Consider the following 17,978-nt stretch of genomic DNA (forward strand, 5'->3'; position numbering starts at 1 on the left):
TAATGAAGAGCCGTGAGATTGACGCGATCACGTCGCTCAACGGCAGTCCATCGTCGTCACAATCGGCACAGAAAATTTCACATCATAAGTGACGCTACAACTGCGGACGTGATCCGGCAGTTTCAGTGCCAAACTGGCACGCGTTTCGTGGTACTGGCAAGTAACCCAATAGCCTTGCTTCGAAGGCGTGAAGTTCCATACATTCACCAGCGCCCCTTTTTGTTTGCTGGTTTTGCTTGGCGCTAAAAAGAATTGCTGCGCCGGTTCGTCTTCTGAAAATCGGACATTGGTAAAACTATGTTGATCATCGCTGTCGTTGCGCAGCCAGCCATCCGGGGCGTCGCGCAATTGCTGTACGACATGGATCTCGGATGGGCAGCGCAGCGTTTCTGCCTGGGCCAAGCTGGATATGGCTAAGCTTGCCAGCAATGTTAAAAGAGGGTGACTGAAACGCATTAGTGTTCTCCTGCATACAATTGGAATGTGCTCATATTATCGTGTGATGTTGATGCCCGCAATGTGCTCGGCGTATTCCTTGCTACGTAATAGGCTGCCATCATCGAGAAATTTTTTTAAGAAATTTCTTACAATATTTTCAGAATTTTCCTATTTGAAAAGTCCCACTCGTTTCATTTATGATCACTTTACCCGTATCAGTTTTTTAAGTTGATCTTGCTCGACGCAAGCTTGGCTACCATCTCATGTTTCGCTTATTTTTTGAAGAGGAAATCACGATGTTCTCGAATGCTTATTTTTCTCAGTCCCGTTACAGCGCTGCTTTCAACGGCACTTTCTCTCCGAACTCGTATTGCTATGCCAATGCGTCTGACAGCAGTTCCGACGAGGAGGCCGAGTGTCGTAGCGGCGAGTTCAAACCGACACCGTTGTTGTCGACTGGAATTTATGTCGAAGGGCAATTTTGTACCACAACCGAGCCGATGGTGGTGCGTCAGACTACCCTGCGTGGCGATTTGTATTTGACAAGCCTGAGCGGAAAAATTGATATCGATACGATGCAGCACCGTGAGGCCGAGCGCCCTTCACTGTATATCGAAAGCCTTTGCGGGGACATTTATTTAGCTCATGTCAAGGTTCCCGGGCGCATCGTGAACTTGTACGGAGATATTGAAGGATATAAACTCGATGTGGAGTCTATTTTTTCCGGCAGCGGACAGCTGGAACTGAATCATGCGAGAGTACAAACGGTTGAGTTGCACAGCAATAATATGCTGTTGCGCCATACCGTTATTTCTAAAAAGCTCATTGCTGCAGCGAATGATGGCGGGCGGATTGTGATTGGTGCCGGTTGCCACATACGGCGCTTGCAGGCGCGCTCACAAAATGCGACACCGAGTTTTTCTGGCGTCGGCAATATTCGCGTCGGCCACCGGTTTTCTGGTTCACTCAATGGGCTTCGCTATGAGAATGGGCATCCCGTCGGTGCCGATTTCCTACCTACGCAAGCGCGGCATATTACGATAGAAATCGGACGGCGCAGTGTGGTCGACTACATTGAATTTGAGGCGCTGTCTTGTCATGTGATGTTAGGTAAGGGGGCGCGATATACCGGTTTCGTGCCGCCGAATATGCATGTGCACGAATACGCGGCCGCGCCGCGCGCGGACTTTCAACGCGACCTGCCGAGGGCCTCAGAACATACGCGCGCTTATCCGCCACCGCCGCGCTTCGCTGGCGCCGCCGATAGCAGGCATGAGCGTGCGCCAGAGTCGGAGTCTGGGCAGCGCAGCCACAGCAGCCAGTTTTGCTCAGATCAGTCGTCTCAGTCGGCACCAACATCCAAGCCCGGCTATGCGACGAGCCGCGCCAGTCCGCCAGATGTCACAGTTCCGCCGGCCGCGCTGCCGGCACCGATCTTGCTCAATAAGGGGCGCTGGAACCGTGAGCAGGTACAGGAAGTGGCCAATACCGTATTGACCAAATTTGGTTTGCAGGGTCAAGCGCTGCGAGAGATGTATGCGGCGCTGCTGAACTGCACCTCTCGCAACCCTCATGCCAGTAACACGGATGCGATCGCACTATCGCAAAAATACGCCCAGGTATTCGTGCCTTGCTCCCATGTGTCGGCCGATTTACAAGTTAATTGTCTGAAATTGAGTAATGAATTGAAGCGGCAGGCAGGACTGTCGTTCCATTGAGAAAAAGCCAAGGGCGGCGCGTTTGTTCTCGGTTGGAATGGACGCTGCTGCCGGCATGACCGTCAACAACGACCAGTTTGACCATCCTCGCTTGGGACGCCGGATGTTACCGGCAGCACCGCCGTCAAGTCCTCAGCTTGTATGGTCAGATCACGGTTTGACAGCACTACGCTTTTTAACTAAAATGCCTACCAATTAGTTTGTTGGTAAATACAGGGCGAGGAATGCAAATACATGCCGATTTAAGCTTGCGCGCGGTCGTGCAGACCGCCGGTTTAGTCTGGACCGAAACGCCGATGCCAGGAGTGCTGCGCAAGCTGATTGAACGCGATGGTGCTGAAGTCGCGCGCGCCACCTCGCTGGTTCAATATGCTGCCGGATCTCGCTTCTTCAGCCATACGCATGATTTGGGCGAAGAATTTTTGGTGCTGGAAGGCGACTTCAATGATGAGCATGGCAGCTATGGAACCGGTACCTATGTGAAAAATCCCCCGGGCTCGGCCCATGCGCCTTACACCGTCAATGGCTGCACCTTGTTTGTCAAGCTGCGTCATATGCAGCCGCACGATAGCATACGCTGCGTGGTCGATACCGAGCAGGCCGACTGGTTGCCGGGCGCGCTGACGGGTGTGGCTGTGGTGCAACTTTCCAAATTCGCCGGTGAACAAGTATTCCTGCTCAGAGTAGCAGCGGGCACGCAATTTTCACATCAGCAGTACCGCGGCGGTGCCGAGCTATGGGTAGTGAGCGGGAGCTGGCAAGATGAGGACGGCAGCTATCCGGTGGGAAGTTGGATACGCATGCCACACTTGAGTACGCATACGCCACGGAGTGAACATGGCTGTTTGATCTTAGTTAAAACTGGCCATTTGCCTGGTCAGCAAAATGAGTCGACATGAAGCATTTTTCAGAAATTTCCGGCACCGCCGAACGTGTCGTTGACGCCGCAGAAGGATTGATTCAAGCACGCGGTTATAACGGTTTTTCCTATGATGATGTAGCGCGTTTGGTCGGCATTAAAAAGCCCAGTATCCATCACCATTTTCCGACCAAGAGCGAGTTAGCCACGGTGGTTGTGCAGCGCTATACGTACCGCTTCAAGGAGTTTTTGCTGCAGATCGAAACGCGGCATGTCAAGGCCGCGGAACGTTTGACGGCCTATGCGGCATTATTTGAAGACACCTATAAGGTCGAGCAGCACCTCTGCGTGTGTGGCATGTTGGGTGCGGAAGCGAGTTCTCTGCCGGCAGATATTACCTACGAAGTACAGCATTTTTTTTCCGTCAATCTCGATTGGCTGGTGCAAGTGATTGATGATGGTCAACGCGCCGGGCAATTGAACCAGTTGCTCAATTCGACAGATGTTGCTGAAACTTTGCTCTCTGCATTGGAAGGAGCGATGGTCGCCGGCCGCGGTATGCGTAACGCGAGCGGCCCGGCCCAGATCGCCCACAATCTGATGCGCCTGCTGTTACCGGCGCAGTCAGCGCGGCGCGTGGCAAAGCAATAAACTATGACGGCATCAGGCCGGCACTGAGCCGGCCGCTGTCAAGTGCTGATCAAGCGCCAAGACAGCTTGTTGTGCCGCATCCAATGCGCCTTCCATAAAGCCACCGTAACGCGCACTGAACTCGGTTCCAGCCAGAAACACCCGGTCCGCCCAGTGCGCTGGCAAAGCCGGCTTGCGGTAAGTCGGGTGATGCCGCACTGCCTGGCTGTCCGCGGCCGTGGCGGTATGCGCATCAGTGGCCCAATCTTTGATCTCTATCCAATCGGGGGTGGCGGCTTCCGGGCCGAACAAGCGCACCAATTGCTGCAATCCGAGGGCGATCAATTGCTCTCGGCCATAATGCTGACGCGTCGCTGCCGGCAGACCGATAAAGCCGAACAAGGCGGCCTGGCTGCCATCTGCATTGCTGGCATCATGAATTTCAGTCATCGGCCCGCGCTGACTGCGCGCCTCGCCGGAGCAGCCGGCTGTGCGCCAAAAAGCATGTGGATAGGTGGCCACTAATTTAGCTTGTCCGGCCATCCAGGTTGGCGTATCGCTCCATTGGGCAGTCAAGGCAGGCGGCAAAGCGGGCAACCATGCCATGCTGTGCGCCAACAAGCGTGGTGGCATAGCGGTGATGACACGATCGGCTACGATCAGCTCACTCTGACCCTGATGCAGCAAGGATAAGTCCAAGCGACCATCGTCGCGCTGCCGAATGTCTTGCACTTGGCTGTCTAGTTGCACTTCAGTGCACTTCAGACGCGCGGACAAGGTCTTGATCAGCATCGTCATGCCGCCCTCCAGTCTTTGATATGCGATATCGTCGTCAGCATTATCCCAACGTTGCAAAGTCTGGCTAGCTGATTCAGAGAGCGTCGCGCCGATAGTGTGCTGATTGAAATACGGCAGTTGCAAGGCCGTGAGCAATTCTTGCATGCGTGGATTTAACTCAGGCCAAAACCATGAGGGGCCGAATTCAAACTCATGGGTCCGGTTTGCTGCTGCGCTGCCCATAATCCGGCCACCGAGACGTGCGCGCGCTTCGAGCAGGCGCGGACTATAGCCGCGCTGTTCTAATAAATATGCCGCATAGAGGCCGCTGAGGCCAGCGCCGATGATGACGATTTGCTGCTTCATGTGGAATGCCTTTTGTGAATTCTGTTACTGCTATGGTGCGTATAACCCAACTAGTTGGTAGGTTAATTTTCGAGTATTTTGGGCTCGGAAAATGGGCATGTCAAGGTGTTTTGCTTGTTTCCGTGCCGCCGACCGCAGGGCAGTTCAGTGGTATTGGGAAAATTATCAGCTTGCAATCTGCACTTTGATCGATTTTCATGACATTTCTCAATTGAGAAAGCTGCGACCAGTCATGTAATGGAGGTTTTCACTTCCTTGATCTCGGCAGTTGCTCACGACAGTGATTCAGCGCTGACCCTGTCTTGGTATTTTCTTAAAAGGAAATCAGTATGTTTCCCCGATTCAGTTTCTTCGATGCTAGCCGCAGCGGAACATGGAGTTTCAGCTCTTCCTCTATGCGTAATGACCGCAGCTCCGAGTCCTCTTCAGAATGGGAAGACGAAGATGTTGCTGGGCCGGGCGCTTGGATCGACGATGCTTATCTCCAGAGCGGCGGAGAGATAGCCGGAACTTTCGATTCCATGGGAAAAGACATGGAGCTCAAAGATGTACTTGTCCGCGCCGACTTGCGCATGAATACCATGAGCGGTGACATCAGCCTGCGGCGTTTGCGTACGTCAGCCGGTACCGAGCCCTCGGTCAAAATCGCCACCATGAGTGGCGACCTTTTGTTGGAAGATGTTGCCGTTTCGGGAGACTTTTCCACGATCAGCGGGAAAGTCGTGGCACGCAATGTGCGCGCTGCCTGTCTGTCAACGCTGAGCGGACGGATGAAGCTTGAGCGGGTGCAGGTGCAAAATGCTTCCTTGGGCAGCACTGCTCTGCGCATCAATCATACCGACGTGTCGCAATCACTGAAGGTGTGTGCCGCCGATGGCGAGCGGATTGAGATCGGTACCGGCTGCCGTATCAAAGAATTACATGTGCAAACCGTTTACTGCCGCGGCTCGGGAAATCGGCAGCGTTACGTGCGTGTCAGTCCCGGCTTTTCAGGAGTGTTCAATGGCCATAACTATCAGAACGGGCAGCCGGTCGGGTCGCAGCCAGAATCGCGTCAGGCTATGCGACATATCACGATAGAACTTGGCGATGGCAGCGTGATTAACGAAATTGTTTGTGATGCACTTAAATGCACGGTCATTCTAGGAAAATTTGCCAGGTATACTGGTCCGATTTCCGCTAACATGGTTTTCGAGGATAGCCCGGCACCAAGTCGATCAGCGGCCGGCAGGGCAGCCCCGCAAGCTGGCAGCCGCGCTCATGCAGTACCGCCACATCGGCAACCAGCGCCACCGCCACCAAGGCAACCAGCTCCACCACCACCGCCACCACCGCCGCCGCCACCGCCACCGCCACAACGTTCGCCATCGCCATCGCCATCGCCGCCGCCATCGCCGCCGCCGATAATTTTGAGCGACAAGCGCTTTGATGCCACGGAGATCGAAGATTTGACAAAAGCTGTGTTGACAAAATTTTCTTTGAGCGAGAGGGATTTAGTGATGCTCTACCAGTGCTTAAAACGCTGTACATCGCGCAATCCAAGGGCCAGTAATCGGGATGCCCTACGTTTATCGGAAAATTACGAAGCGGTGTTCGGAACGTACACGGAGATTTCTCCTAACATGCAAGTTAATTGCCTGAGGTTGAGCAATGCCATGAAAAAACATCGACCGCGCTTATTTCTGTAATTAGATTTTTCTCAATTGTCAGTGCGCCAGTGTCGTATTTAATTAACAAGCTCGGAGCGATTGGCCACGCAGCTTCATCAAAAATCTGACTAGGGTTTGAAACCCCGGCCTTCAGAGGCTGTCGCAAAAGGGTTTTCAGTCGGTATCATTACCCCGACTGGTGGCCGCGTCGTTCCTGCGTGCTTTTGTCAGGAATCCAGCGACGTTCGTGGTTAACTGAAAATGCCAGAAATTGTGGCATTTTCAGTGTAAAAAACGACACTAGGTTCCCGCCAAAAGCACGCGGGAATGACGAGGTATACGGTGTTTCAGGTGTAAAAAAGCGTCCATTAGGCTTTTGCGACGATCCATTAAGTTGTTGTTTATTCGAATCGGAGATCGCTATGTTCATTCACTCGCATATTGGTAACGTCGAGCGTTTTCACGGCACGCCTGCAGCAAACGACACTTCTGTAGCACCTGGCCAGTCTGCAGCCCATACCGGGCAGGACGCGGGTGAGAATCATGCTGGCTGGAGCAATTCCGCTTACTGTCAGAGCGGCGGCCAGATTGCCGGGAAGGTTAATGCCACCAACGAAGATCTGCGCATCGGCGATGTTTGTGTGAATGCTCGTTTGCATCTGACTTTAGTGAGCGGCAACATTGATTTTCGCCAAGTACGTAGCGATGGCAACGCTGATCCGCTCGAAATCGCAACGATGACGGGCAATCTATTATTGGGTGATGTGGCGGTGCCTGGCAATGTTGCCAGCACGCGCGGTCATGTCAGTGCTGCCAATGTCGATGCCGACACGCTCGCCAAAGAGGCACCGCTTCCCAGCCCAAGCATGCCGTCCGCGCCATCGCAGCCGCCGACTCTTTTTGCGCTTGGCAATAAACCTTGGGAGGGGATGCAAACCCCTTCCAGAGTCTTTTCCATCGTCGCTTGCGACGATCCATTAAGTTGTTGAAATCGCAAAAAAACGATAACAAAATTAAATCTGCGCTTCCCTTGCACCATGCGCTGAAGAAATGCATAGTCCGCAACTGTTTCAATCAGCGTAGTAGCGTCACTTTTTCGAACAATTCCAGTGCTGCTATATTAATTAGGTGCAATCATCGAAAGCGCCGCCACGGCGGTATGTTATGCTTTGCCTTCTCGTAAATGCCTGTTCTATTTATTCATGACCAACAAAAGCCCGACTCTCCCCGTTTCCGCCGCTCAGGAACTGCTCAACAGCTTGAAGAAAAGCTTTCCTGTATTTCAGCGTAACGACCCGCTCGCGATAGGTATAGATAAGCAGATCATCGAACGTTTGCCCGAAACCAGCTTGAAAATATTGCGTCTGGCGCTGACGTATCACACCAAATCTTCGCGCTACCTGCAAAAAACGCTGACCTCAGCGACGCGTTTTGATCTCGATGGCAATCCTAAGGAAGAGATCAACGATACGCATCGCGCCCATGCGCAGCAGTTGCTCAACGAGCGTGCCAAGAAGAATGCCGAACGGATCAAGGCGCAGGCTGAATTCGACCGATTGCGTCAGCTTGAAGCGGCGGAGTTGGAAGCGACGAAAAGACGTGCAGAAAAAATGAATCAATTAGCAATGAAATTCGCTAAATAAATATGACTATGCTGGCCTGATTGCCAGCCTGATAGCCTCTGGCTCGCCGACAGTGCGGGCCATTTTTTTAGCTATAATTTATAAAAATATAATAAAAATCAGTTAATGAAGCCGATATGTTAACTTTTTATAACATTTTTATAGCTTTAGATAAATATTTCTGGAGATTTGTAACTATTCATGTCAACGGATTGCCACACTGATTCGTTTCTTACCCTAAAGGAACTTTGCCAGTCGTTTTTATGCCGCGAAGCTCCACCTTTAGGAGTCTGAAAATGATTTATGAAATTTTAGTGCGCCCCGCTGACAAGCAAAAGATGAGCTCGGAACATTTGATTTGGATAGACAGCGATTTACCTTCGCGGTCATTTGAAAAATGGCTGAGTGAGCTTGGTTTGCTCGATCACAGTAAGCTTTCAGCGATCGTTCGCTGGAGCATCGTGCAAACGACACGCCCAGCCCATTTCAAGCTCGCCACTCAGGCTAAAGCATTGAAAAGCCGTATTTCCGAATTAATGAGCGGGGTGCCTGAAGTACGTGCGGTGCCGGATGCCGCCAAGGCACTCAGTGTGTTCCGCTTCAAAGCGCCTAAGCATGAATTCGCTGGCGCTTATTTGTAAAGACTTCATCAAAAATCTGACTAGGGTTTGAAACCCCGGCCTTCAGGCCGGTGAGCGACGAAGGAGCGACGCGATGGGAGGGGATGCAAACCCCTTCCAGAGTCTTTTCCATCGTCGCTTGCGACGATCCATTAAGTTGTTCAGCGTAGCAGCAAAAAAAGCACGCGCACAGCTTGCGCGTGCTTTGGCTCAAACAGTCATGCGGGGATTAAAATTCTTCCCAACTCTGATCGCTTGCTGATTTGCGTGCACTCTGACTGATTTGCCGAGTGGCCGGCCGTGTGGCCGGTCGGCTGGCATGGCTTTTCAAGCTGCCAGCCGGCGCTGCTGAACTTGGGTGGGTAGTTTTGAATTGCGCCACCACGTGCGAGAGTTTGCCGGCTTGGTCGCGCATGCTTTCGGCCGCGGCGGCGGCTTGTTCCACCAGCGCGGCATTCTGCTGCGTCATCTCATCCATTTGCGTGACCGCGAGGTTGACTTGTTCTATTCCGGCACTTTGTTCGCGGCTGGCAGCGCTGATTTCGGCCATGATGGTGGCAACCCTGGCCACGCTGCCGACGATGTCTTGCATGGTCGTACCGGCGACATCGACGAGCTTACTGCCATGCTCCACTTTTCCGACTGAATCGTCGATCAGGGTTTTGATTTCCTTGGCGGCCGAGGCGCTGCGTTGCGCCAAGTTTCTCACTTCCGATGCCACGACCGCGAAACCACGGCCTTGTTCTCCGGCCCGGGCGGCTTCGACTGCGGCGTTGAGCGCCAGAATGTTGGTTTGAAAGGCGATACCGTCAATCACGGAAATGATATCGACGATTTTATTGGAACTGGCCTTGATCGAACCCATGGTTTCCACTACCTGATGGACCACTTCACCGCCTTTGACTGCCACGCTGCTGGCCGAAACCACGTATTGATTGGCTTGCTGGGCATTGTCGGCATTTTGCCGCACGGTGGCGGTCAATTCTTCCATCGATGAGGCGGTTTCTTCCAGCGAGCTGGCTTGCGATTCGGTGCGGGCCGATAAGTCGGCATTGCCGGAGGCAATTTCCCCGGCGGCCACATTGATCGATTCTGTACCACTGCGCACTTCGGCAATGACTTCACTCAAGCCACTGCTGATGCCATTGATGGCCTTCATCAATAAGCCGATTTCATCATCGCGTGTGACTTTGACTTGCCCGGTCAAATCACCGCGGGCCAGTTGTTCCGCTAAGCCTGTGGCTTCATGCAAGGGTTTGGTGATCGAACTGGTGATTAACCACGCGCACAAGGCGGACAGTGCAACGGCGATGGCAGATAAGATCATCAGCAGCAGACGACTTTGCTGCGAAGAATGTTGCATTTCTTGTGAAGCTTGATCGATTTGCGCGCGTTGTAACAGCAGCATTTCTTCAATCTTTTTGACATAGCCGACCGAAGCAGGAATAAATATTTGCTCAAGCGCCTGATTGGCTTCGTCGGTCTTGCCTTCCTTTTTTAACGCAACGACTTTGGCGCGCCCGTTGACATAGCTTTGCCGGACTTCGCCTATCTCTTTAAGTAAGGCTTTTTCTTTATCCGACTGCATGTGCTCTTCTATTTCTTTTTGCAAAATAGCCGAGGTGCGCGTCGATTCGGCTTGATCTGCCGCAAAAAAAGGAGTCAGTGATTCGTCGCTGCTTTTTGCAATCGCGCTGGTTCTGCGTATGCCGGTGTGGATGTTGCGGTACCAATCGCTGACCAAACGTTCGGTCGTCAGCGGTTCTTTCATCAAGGCTTCGGTTTCGGCCGCAACTTGGGACAGTTGGAAGAAAGCAATTGCTGTCGTGAACAGTGCGAGACATAAGACCAAGGCGAAACCCAGTCCTAATCTTTGCCCTACGGATAAACGATTGAAGAATGCTGTCATGGTGGGCTCCGGTGCCTGTCTTTCGCAGGCGTGGTTGGGGTCGTTGATTCAATGGTCTGGCCAGCTTATTGGCGTGCTACATCTTCAGAGCGTCATTATGGTACCAGTTAGCAACAATATGCGCTTTAGTCTACATAATATTTGCCCACGAGATGCATGATTCCTACGTCTCTCCTGGAAAATTAGTCCGCTGCCTGTCTTTGCTTGTTTTACAATGAGCGATTTGGGATCGCCATGGCCCGACTGCCTCGTCTCCTTATTCCCCATGCGCTGCACCATGTGATGCAATCGAGTCATGATGGCTTACGCTTGTTTCGTGATGATGACGACCATATAGTGTTTCTTGCCTCTTTACTGCAGGGCGCACGTCACTTCGGCATCGCGATCCATGCCTATGTGTTGATGCCCGATCACTTTCATCTCTTAGTTACCCCACAAGAAGCAACAAGTTTGTCCAAACTGATGCAGTGGTTGGGGCGCTATTACGTACCGCATTTCAATCGTAAATATTTGCGTAGTGGCAGTTTGTGGCAGGGGCGCTACAAAGCCACCGTGCTGGATCCGAGTTTGTATTTCTTCCCTTGTAGCTTGTATATAGAAAGTAATCCGGTGCGCGCGGGTTTGGTCAGTGATGCCGCCGCGTATCAGTGGTCCAGTTATGCCCACCATATTGGACTTCGCAATGATGCGCTGGTCGCCGATCACCCGCTGTTCTGGGCTATGGGCAATACGCCATTTCAACGCGAAGCCAATTATAAGCACTTGCTCGAGCAAGGCATAACGGAGCAGCAACTCGCACTGCTACGCGAGGCCACGCACAAGGCTTGGTTGCTCGGCTCAGCAAGCTTTGAGGCAGAGATGGCTAAGCTGACGGCGCGGCGTTTGCAGCCGCACAAGCGCGGCCGGCCGCGTAAGCTGGTGTCACCTGCATAATCTACTCTGACCCTAATAAAAAATTAAAATAAAATAGGGTAATTTTAATTAACTCTGACCCTAATTATTTCTGTTGAACTTTATTTTGCAGTGCACTATCCTCTGGGACAGACTTCCACTTTTGCCCTCCGGAGATAGCTATGCAAGCCCAAGGTTTATACGATCCCTCCAACGAACATGATGCCTGTGGCGTCGGTTTCATCGCCCACATCAAGGGTAAGAAGACCCATGCGATCGTCGATCAGGGTTTGCTGATTTTAAAGAATCTCGATCACCGCGGTGCCGTCGGTGCCGATGCCTTGATGGGCGATGGTGCGGGGATCTTGATTCAAGTTCCAGATCAATACTACCGTGAAGAAATGGCGGTACAGGGCATCGTTTTGCCACCGCCGGGTGAATATGGCGTGGGCATGGTGTTTTTGCCTAAGGAACATGGCTCACGACTGGCCTGCGAGCAGGAAATCGAACGCGCCGTGCGTACCGAAGGCCAAGTGGTGTTGGGCTGGCGCGATGTGCCGGTCGACCGCACTATGCCGATGTCGCCGACGGTGCGCGAAAAAGAACCGCTGATACGGCAGATTTTCATCGGCCGTGGTCCGGACATCATGGTGACCGATGCGCTTGAGCGTAAATTGTATGTGATCCGCAAATCGGCTGTGCATGCAATCGAAGCGCTCAAACTGATCCATGGCAAAGAATATTTTGTTGCATCCATGTCCGCTCGCACCATCGTCTACAAAGGTTTGTTGCTGGCCGATCAGGTCGGCGTGTACTACAAGGATTTGCAAGATCCACGCTGCGTTTCCGCGCTGGCATTGGTACATCAACGCTTTTCTACCAACACTTTCCCAGAATGGCCGCTGGCTCACCCATACCGCATGATTGCGCACAATGGCGAGATCAATACCGTCAAAGGCAATTTCAATTGGATGCGCGCGCGCGAAGGCGTGATGAAATCGGCTGTGCTTGGCGACGATTTGCAAAAATTGTATCCTTTGATTTTTGAAGGCCAGTCCGATACCGCCAGTTTTGACAATGCCCTCGAATTGTTGGTGATGGCCGGTTATCCTATCGCTCAAGCGATGATGATGATGATCCCGGAAGCCTGGGAAAATCATGGCATGATGGATGAAAACCGCCGTGCCTTTTATGAATATCATGCTGCCATGATGGAACCGTGGGACGGTCCGGCGGCGATGGCGTTTACCGATGGTCGTCAAATCGGTGGTACGCTTGATCGCAATGGCTTGCGTCCGGCCCGTTATATCGTCACCGACGATGATTTAGTGGTGATGGCATCGGAATCGGGCGTGTTGCCGATTCCTGAATCGAAAATCATCAAAAAATGGCGTCTGCAACCAGGCAAAATGTTCTTGATTGATTTGGAAGCTGGCCGCATCATCGATGACAAAGAAATCAAAGATACCTACGCCAATGCCAAGCCCTACAAGCAGTGGATCAAGTCGGTACGGATCAAGCTCAATGAACTCAAAGGTACGCCCGATGCACAACCGACGGCCGACAGTTTGCTCGACCGTCAGCAAGCCTTCGGCTATACCCAGGAAGATATCAAGTTCCTCATGACGCCTATGGCGGTGGCCGGTGAAGAAGCGCTCGGCTCGATGGGGAATGATTCCTCCTTGGCGGTGATGTCGAACAAACTCAAGCCTTTGTACAACTACTTCAAGCAATTGTTTGCCCAAGTTACCAATCCGCCTATCGATCCGATTCGCGAAGCGATGGTGATGTCGCTGGTGTCGTTCATCGGTCCGAAACCGAATCTGCTCGATACTAATAACATCAACCCACCGATGCGTTTGGAAGTTTCACAACCGATACTTAATTTTGATGATATCGCCAAGCTGCGCAATATCAGCGCCAATACCGGCGGCAAATTCAAGTCGTATGAACTCGATATCTGCTATCCGGTGGCCTGGGGCAAAGATGGTATCGAAGCACGTCTGGCCTCAATTTGTGCCGAGGTCGTCGATGCAGTGAAATCCGGTCATAACATTTTGATCATTACCGATCGCAAGATGAGTGCTGATTTCGTCGCGATCCCGGCCTTGCTGGCTACTTCGACTGTGCATCAGCATTTGGTCAGCAAGGGTCTGCGCACCAACACCGGCTTAGTAGTGGAAACCGGCTCGGCGCGTGAGACGCATCACTTTGCACTGCTGGCCGGTTACGGTGCTGAAGCCGTTCATCCTTATTTGGCCATGCAAACACTGGCGGCGCTGGCACCACAACTGGCGCCTGGTTTGACGGCCGATGTGGCGATTTACAATTACAGTAAGGCAGTCGGCAAGGGCCTCATGAAGGTGATGTCGAAAATGGGCATCTCGACCTATATGTCGTATTGCGGGGCGCAGATTTTCGAAGCCATCGGGCTCAATAAATCTTTGGTCGAGAAGTATTTCAAAGGCACGGCTTCGAATGTTGAAGGCATAGGCGTGTTTGAAGTGGCCGAGGAAGCATTGCGTTTGCATAAGCTCGCTTTCGGCAATGATCCGGTACTGGCCAATGCGCTCGATGCCGGCGGTGAATATGCCTTCCGCGTACGTGGTGAAGACCATATGTGGACGCCCGACGCGATCGCTAAGTTGCAGCATTCGACGCGTGCCAATAACTATAATTCCTACAAAGAATACGCTCAGATCATCAATGATCAATCGAAGCGTCACATGACTTTGCGCGGTTTGTTTGAATTCAAGATCGATCCGGCCAAGGCTATCGCGCTCGATTTGGTTGAGCCGGCCAAGGAAATCGTCAAACGTTTCGCCACCGGCGCGATGTCGCTCGGTTCCATCAGTACCGAGGCGCATGCGACTCTGGCCATTGCGATGAACCGTATCGGCGGCAAATCGAATACCGGCGAAGGCGGCGAAGATCCGGCGCGCTACACCCAAGAACTCAAGGGTATTCCGATCAAGCAGGGTGCTACTTTGGCTTCGGTGATCGGGCGCGAACATATTGAAGTCGACATCCCTTTGCAAGATGGTGATTCGCTGCGCTCGCGTATCAAACAAGTGGCTTCCGGCCGCTTCGGTGTAACGACCGAATATCTGAGTTCGGCCGATCAAATCCAGATCAAGATGGCCCAGGGTGCCAAACCGGGTGAGGGCGGTCAATTGCCAGGCCATAAAGTGTCGGAATACATTGCCAAGTTGCGCTTCTCGGTGCCGGGCGTGGGTTTGATTTCGCCACCGCCGCATCATGATATTTATTCGATCGAAGATTTGGCGCAGTTGATTCACGATTTGAAGAATGTGAACCCGCAAGCATCGATCTCGGTCAAACTGGTTTCCGAAGTCGGGGTTGGTACCATCGCCGCCGGTGTGTCGAAAGCTAAAGCCGATCACGTGGTGATTGCCGGTCATGATGGCGGTACCGGTGCGTCGCCTTTGTCGTCGATCAAGCATGCTGGTACGCCGTGGGAGCTCGGCTTGGCGGAAACCCAGCAAACTCTGGTTCTCAACGGCTTACGTGGGCGAGTACGGGTACAGGCTGATGGTCAGATGAAAACCGGGCGTGACGTGGCGATTGCCGCCATGCTCGGTGCCGATGAAATCGGCTTCGCCACCGCGCCTTTGGTGGTGGAAGGCTGTGTCATGATGCGTAAATGTCACCTCAATACCTGCCCGGTCGGTGTCGCGACGCAAGATCCGGTATTGCGCGCGAAATTTTCCGGTAAGCCTGAGTATGTGGTTAATTACTTCTTCTTCGTCGCGGAAGAACTGCGTCAAATCATGGCCCAGCTTGGAGTGCGCAGCTATGACGAGTTGATTGGTCGGGTAGATTTACTCGATAAGTCGAGCGCCGTGACACATTGGAAAGCCAAGGGCCTTGATTTTTCCAAGATTTTCTTCCGTCCCGAAGTGGCTGCCGATGCGGCGATCCGTCATGTCGATGTGCAGGACCATGGTTTGGATAAAGCGCTCGATAACAAGTTGATTGCCCAAGCTAAATCGGCAATCGAAAGCGGTGAAAAAGTATCGTTTATTTCGCCGATCAAGAATCGTAACCGCACCGTTGGCAGTATGTTGTCGGGCATGGTGGCCAAGAAGTATGGTCATGCCGGTTTGCCGGACGATACCATTCACATCCAGTTGCAAGGTACGGCGGGTCAGTCGGCCGGTGCTTTCTTAGCGCATGGCGTGACGCTGGATTTGGTGGGCGAGGGTAATGATTACGTCGGTAAAGGCTTGTCGGGCGGTCGCATCATTATTCGTCCGAATACGGAATTCCGTGGCCGTGCCGTCGATAACATCATTTGCGGTAATACGGTTTTGTATGGCGCGATTTCCGGTGAAGCATTCATCAATGGCGTGGCCGGCGAACGCTTTGCGGTACGTAACTCGGGCGCGTCGACAGTAGTCGAAGGCACGGGCGATCATGGTTGTGAATACATGACGGGCGGTACGGTCGTGGTGTTGGGCGAAACCGGACGCAATTTTGCCGCCGGCATGTCGGGCGGGATCGCCTATGTGTATGACCCGGAAGGCGAATTCGAAGCGCGCTGCAATCTGAGCATGGTGACGCTGGAAGCGGTGTTGGCCGGCGATGTGCAGGTGGCGACCGTCGATCGTTCGATTTGGCATAGTCGCTTGCGTGGTGGTGAAGGCGAGACCGATGAAGCGATACTGCGTGATCTCATCGAGCGGCATTTCAAACATACCGGCAGCACCCGTTCGCGCAATTTGCTCGATGATTGGGCGCGTAGTCGCGCCAAGTTCATCAAGGTCTTCCCGACTGAGTACAAGCGTGCACTGGCTGAAATGTATGCGGCCAAACAGCTCACTGCCAAGGCCGCGGCCTGAACCGCTGGTGCTGGCAGAACAGAATAAACCGGGCAGACGCCCGCAACGATTTGAGGTGAAAAATGGGTAAAGTAACGGGTTTCATGGAATTTCAGCGTTTGCAAGAAGCAAGCGAAGCGCCGCAATCACGCAAAAAGCATTACAAAGAATTTCTGGTCCATCTCGACGATAGTCAAGCCAAGACACAGGCGGCGCGCTGCATGGATTGTGGGATTCCATTCTGTAATAATGGGTGTCCGGTCAACAACATCATTCCTGATTGGAATGATTTGGTGTACAGCGGGAATGTCGAGTCGGCGCTGGAGACTTTGCATTCAACTAATAATTTCCCGGAATTCACTGGCCGGATTTGTCCGGCACCGTGTGAATCGGCCTGTACCTTGGGAATTAATGATGATGCGGTCGGAATTAAATCGATCGAGCATTACATCATCGACAAGGGTTGGGAAAACGGCTGGGTGAAAGCGCAACCGGCCTTGCAGAAAACCGGTAAAAAAGTCGCCGTGGTTGGTTCCGGTCCGGCTGGATTGGCAACTGCCCAGCAGCTTGCCCGTGCAGGTCATGAGGTGACGGTTTTTGAAAAGAATGATCGGGTCGGCGGTTTGCTGCGTTATGGTATTCCTGACTTTAAGATGGAAAAATCGCATATCGATCGTCGCGTCGATCAAATGCAGGCCGAAGGTGTGATTTTCCGCACCGGCGTCTTGGTCGGTAAAGATTTTCCTGGCACCATCACCAACTGGTCGAAAGAAAGCATTTCGCCCGAGCAGTTGCAAGCAGAGTTTGATGCCGTCGTTATCGCCGGCGGTGCTGAAACACCGCGCGATTTGCCAGTGCCGGGGCGCGAGCTCAAGGGTGTGCATTTCGCGATGGATTTCCTGCCTTTGCAAAATAAGGTCAATGCCGGCGACAAGGTGAAAGATCAGATCATGGCGACGGCCAAAAATGTCATCGTCATCGGCGGCGGCGATACCGGTTCCGATTGTGTCGGCACCTCGAATCGCCATGGTGCCAAATCGGTGGCGCAGTTCGAATTGTTGCCGCAACCGCCGGAACAAGAAAACAAGTCTATGGTGTGGCCATATTGGCCGACCAAGCTGCGCACTTCCTCGTCGCACGAAGAAGGTTGTGAGCGCGATTGGGCGGTCGCGACCAAGCGTCTCGAAGGCAAGGCTGGTAAGGTCGAGAAGCTGATCGCCTGCCGCGTCGAATGGAAAGATGGCAAGATGCAGGAAGTGGCCGACTCTGAATTCGAAATGAAGGCTGATTTGGTCTTGCTGGCGATGGGCTTTGTGTCACCGGTGGCGCAAGTGCTCGAGGCCTTCGGCGTCGAGAAAGATAGCCGTGGCAATGCCAAGGCCAGTACCGATGGCCCTGATTGTTATCAGACCAATGTGGCCAAGGTGTTTGCGGCCGGAGATATGCGGCGCGGCCAGTCCTTGGTGGTGTGGGCGATCCGCGAAGGTCGTCAGTGCGCGCGCGAAGTCGACCTGTTTTTGATGGGTGCATCAGACTTACCACGTTGAGTGGCGTGACGAAGTTCTTAGTAAAGCCAAGAACTTCGTCAGTTTTTTTGAATGCTTGATACAAAAATCATCAATTAATGACCCAGAATTCATTAATTTTTGTGCTCTGCA

The 17,978-nt window shown here is 52.8% G+C and carries 13 protein-coding genes; 10 read left to right on the top strand and 3 right to left on the bottom strand.

Annotated elements, in window-relative coordinates:
• Positions 1-36 precede the first annotated feature (36 nt).
• A complete protein-coding gene (locus RHM61_RS07875; protein WP_322250574.1) occupies positions 37-456 on the bottom strand; it encodes an STY0301 family protein in 420 nt (139 codons plus the stop codon).
• A 278-nt stretch (positions 457-734) separates the two neighbouring features.
• Here RHM61_RS07875 and RHM61_RS07880 point away from each other — a divergent pair, with 278 nt between their 5' ends.
• The 3 genes from RHM61_RS07880 (at position 735) to RHM61_RS07890 (ending at position 3,666) form a co-directional block, all read left to right on the top strand.
• Positions 735-2,156 (top strand): hypothetical protein, encoded by a 1,422-nt coding sequence (locus RHM61_RS07880; protein ID WP_322250575.1) that lies wholly within the window; start codon positions 735-737, stop codon positions 2,154-2,156.
• A gap of 224 nt (positions 2,157-2,380) precedes the next feature.
• Positions 2,381-3,055, top strand: a complete 675-nt coding sequence (locus RHM61_RS07885) for a cupin domain-containing protein (RefSeq protein ID WP_322250576.1) — start codon at positions 2,381-2,383, stop codon at positions 3,053-3,055.
• The gene (locus RHM61_RS07890; RefSeq protein ID WP_322250577.1) at positions 3,052-3,666 is read left to right on the top strand and encodes a TetR/AcrR family transcriptional regulator; all 615 of its coding nucleotides are present in this window, start codon (positions 3,052-3,054) and stop codon (positions 3,664-3,666) included. Before RHM61_RS07885 ends, RHM61_RS07890 begins: the two co-directional genes overlap by 4 nt.
• A gap of 12 nt (positions 3,667-3,678) precedes the next feature.
• On the opposite strand, the gene RHM61_RS07895 is transcribed toward RHM61_RS07890, so the two are convergent.
• The gene (locus tag RHM61_RS07895) at positions 3,679-4,788 is read right to left on the bottom strand and encodes a flavin monoamine oxidase family protein (protein WP_322250579.1); all 1,110 of its coding nucleotides are present in this window, start codon (positions 4,786-4,788) and stop codon (positions 3,679-3,681) included.
• A 329-nt stretch (positions 4,789-5,117) separates the two neighbouring features.
• Here RHM61_RS07895 and RHM61_RS07900 point away from each other — a divergent pair, with 329 nt between their 5' ends.
• The 4 genes from RHM61_RS07900 to RHM61_RS07915 all read left to right on the top strand — a co-directional run bounded on the left by RHM61_RS07900 (position 5,118) and on the right by RHM61_RS07915 (position 8,700).
• Positions 5,118-6,476: a DUF4097 family beta strand repeat-containing protein gene (locus RHM61_RS07900; RefSeq protein ID WP_322250580.1), complete on the top strand. Its 1,359-nt coding sequence runs from the start codon at positions 5,118-5,120 to the stop codon at positions 6,474-6,476.
• 383 nt (positions 6,477-6,859) lie between these two features.
• Complete coding sequence (locus RHM61_RS07905; protein ID WP_322250581.1) at positions 6,860-7,426, top strand: hypothetical protein; 567 nt, start codon at positions 6,860-6,862, stop codon at positions 7,424-7,426.
• A 213-nt stretch (positions 7,427-7,639) separates the two neighbouring features.
• Complete coding sequence (locus RHM61_RS07910; protein WP_322250582.1) at positions 7,640-8,080, top strand: ProQ/FINO family protein; 441 nt, start codon at positions 7,640-7,642, stop codon at positions 8,078-8,080.
• Between the two features lie 275 nt (positions 8,081-8,355).
• On the top strand, positions 8,356-8,700 hold the full coding sequence (locus tag RHM61_RS07915; RefSeq protein ID WP_322250583.1) for a hypothetical protein: 345 nt from the start codon (positions 8,356-8,358) through the stop codon (positions 8,698-8,700).
• A gap of 208 nt (positions 8,701-8,908) precedes the next feature.
• Here the strand turns inward: RHM61_RS07915 and RHM61_RS07920 are convergent, their stop codons facing one another.
• Positions 8,909-10,588, bottom strand: coding sequence for a methyl-accepting chemotaxis protein (locus tag RHM61_RS07920; protein ID WP_322250584.1), 1,680 nt, complete (start codon positions 10,586-10,588; stop codon positions 8,909-8,911).
• Between the two features lie 234 nt (positions 10,589-10,822).
• Here RHM61_RS07920 and RHM61_RS07925 point away from each other — a divergent pair, with 234 nt between their 5' ends.
• From RHM61_RS07925 to RHM61_RS07935, 3 genes are all read left to right on the top strand, one after another.
• Positions 10,823-11,521 carry a transposase gene (locus RHM61_RS07925; protein WP_322250585.1) on the top strand — a complete coding sequence of 233 codons (699 nt, stop codon included), beginning with the start codon at positions 10,823-10,825 and terminating at the stop codon, positions 11,519-11,521.
• Positions 11,522-11,661: 140 nt separating this feature from the next.
• Positions 11,662-16,341: a glutamate synthase-related protein gene (locus RHM61_RS07930; protein ID WP_322250587.1), complete on the top strand. Its 4,680-nt coding sequence runs from the start codon at positions 11,662-11,664 to the stop codon at positions 16,339-16,341.
• Between the two features lie 62 nt (positions 16,342-16,403).
• Positions 16,404-17,867, top strand: coding sequence for a glutamate synthase subunit beta (locus RHM61_RS07935; RefSeq protein WP_322250588.1), 1,464 nt, complete (start codon positions 16,404-16,406; stop codon positions 17,865-17,867).
• Positions 17,868-17,978 lie beyond the last annotated feature (111 nt).

The sequence above is a fragment of the Undibacterium sp. CCC3.4 genome (genome assembly GCF_034347425.1).
In the GTDB taxonomy this organism is placed as follows: domain Bacteria; phylum Pseudomonadota; class Gammaproteobacteria; order Burkholderiales; family Burkholderiaceae_D; genus Undibacterium.

Bases quoted from the DNA above. Each gene is read 5' to 3' on its own strand.
- RHM61_RS07875 (WP_322250574.1), bottom strand. From the start codon at position 456: ATGCGTTTCAGTCACCCTCTTTTAACATTGCTGGCAAGCTTAGCCATA.
- RHM61_RS07880 (WP_322250575.1), top strand. From the start codon at position 735: ATGTTCTCGAATGCTTATTTTTCTCAGTCCCGTTACAGCGCTGCTTTC.
- RHM61_RS07885 (WP_322250576.1), top strand. From the start codon at position 2,381: ATGCAAATACATGCCGATTTAAGCTTGCGCGCGGTCGTGCAGACCGCC.
- RHM61_RS07890 (WP_322250577.1), top strand. From the start codon at position 3,052: ATGAAGCATTTTTCAGAAATTTCCGGCACCGCCGAACGTGTCGTTGAC.
- RHM61_RS07895 (WP_322250579.1), bottom strand. From the start codon at position 4,788: ATGAAGCAGCAAATCGTCATCATCGGCGCTGGCCTCAGCGGCCTCTAT.
- RHM61_RS07900 (WP_322250580.1), top strand. From the start codon at position 5,118: ATGTTTCCCCGATTCAGTTTCTTCGATGCTAGCCGCAGCGGAACATGG.
- RHM61_RS07905 (WP_322250581.1), top strand. From the start codon at position 6,860: ATGTTCATTCACTCGCATATTGGTAACGTCGAGCGTTTTCACGGCACG.
- RHM61_RS07910 (WP_322250582.1), top strand. From the start codon at position 7,640: ATGACCAACAAAAGCCCGACTCTCCCCGTTTCCGCCGCTCAGGAACTG.
- RHM61_RS07915 (WP_322250583.1), top strand. From the start codon at position 8,356: ATGATTTATGAAATTTTAGTGCGCCCCGCTGACAAGCAAAAGATGAGC.
- RHM61_RS07920 (WP_322250584.1), bottom strand. From the start codon at position 10,588: ATGACAGCATTCTTCAATCGTTTATCCGTAGGGCAAAGATTAGGACTG.
- RHM61_RS07925 (WP_322250585.1), top strand. From the start codon at position 10,823: ATGGCCCGACTGCCTCGTCTCCTTATTCCCCATGCGCTGCACCATGTG.
- RHM61_RS07930 (WP_322250587.1), top strand. From the start codon at position 11,662: ATGCAAGCCCAAGGTTTATACGATCCCTCCAACGAACATGATGCCTGT.
- RHM61_RS07935 (WP_322250588.1), top strand. From the start codon at position 16,404: ATGGGTAAAGTAACGGGTTTCATGGAATTTCAGCGTTTGCAAGAAGCA.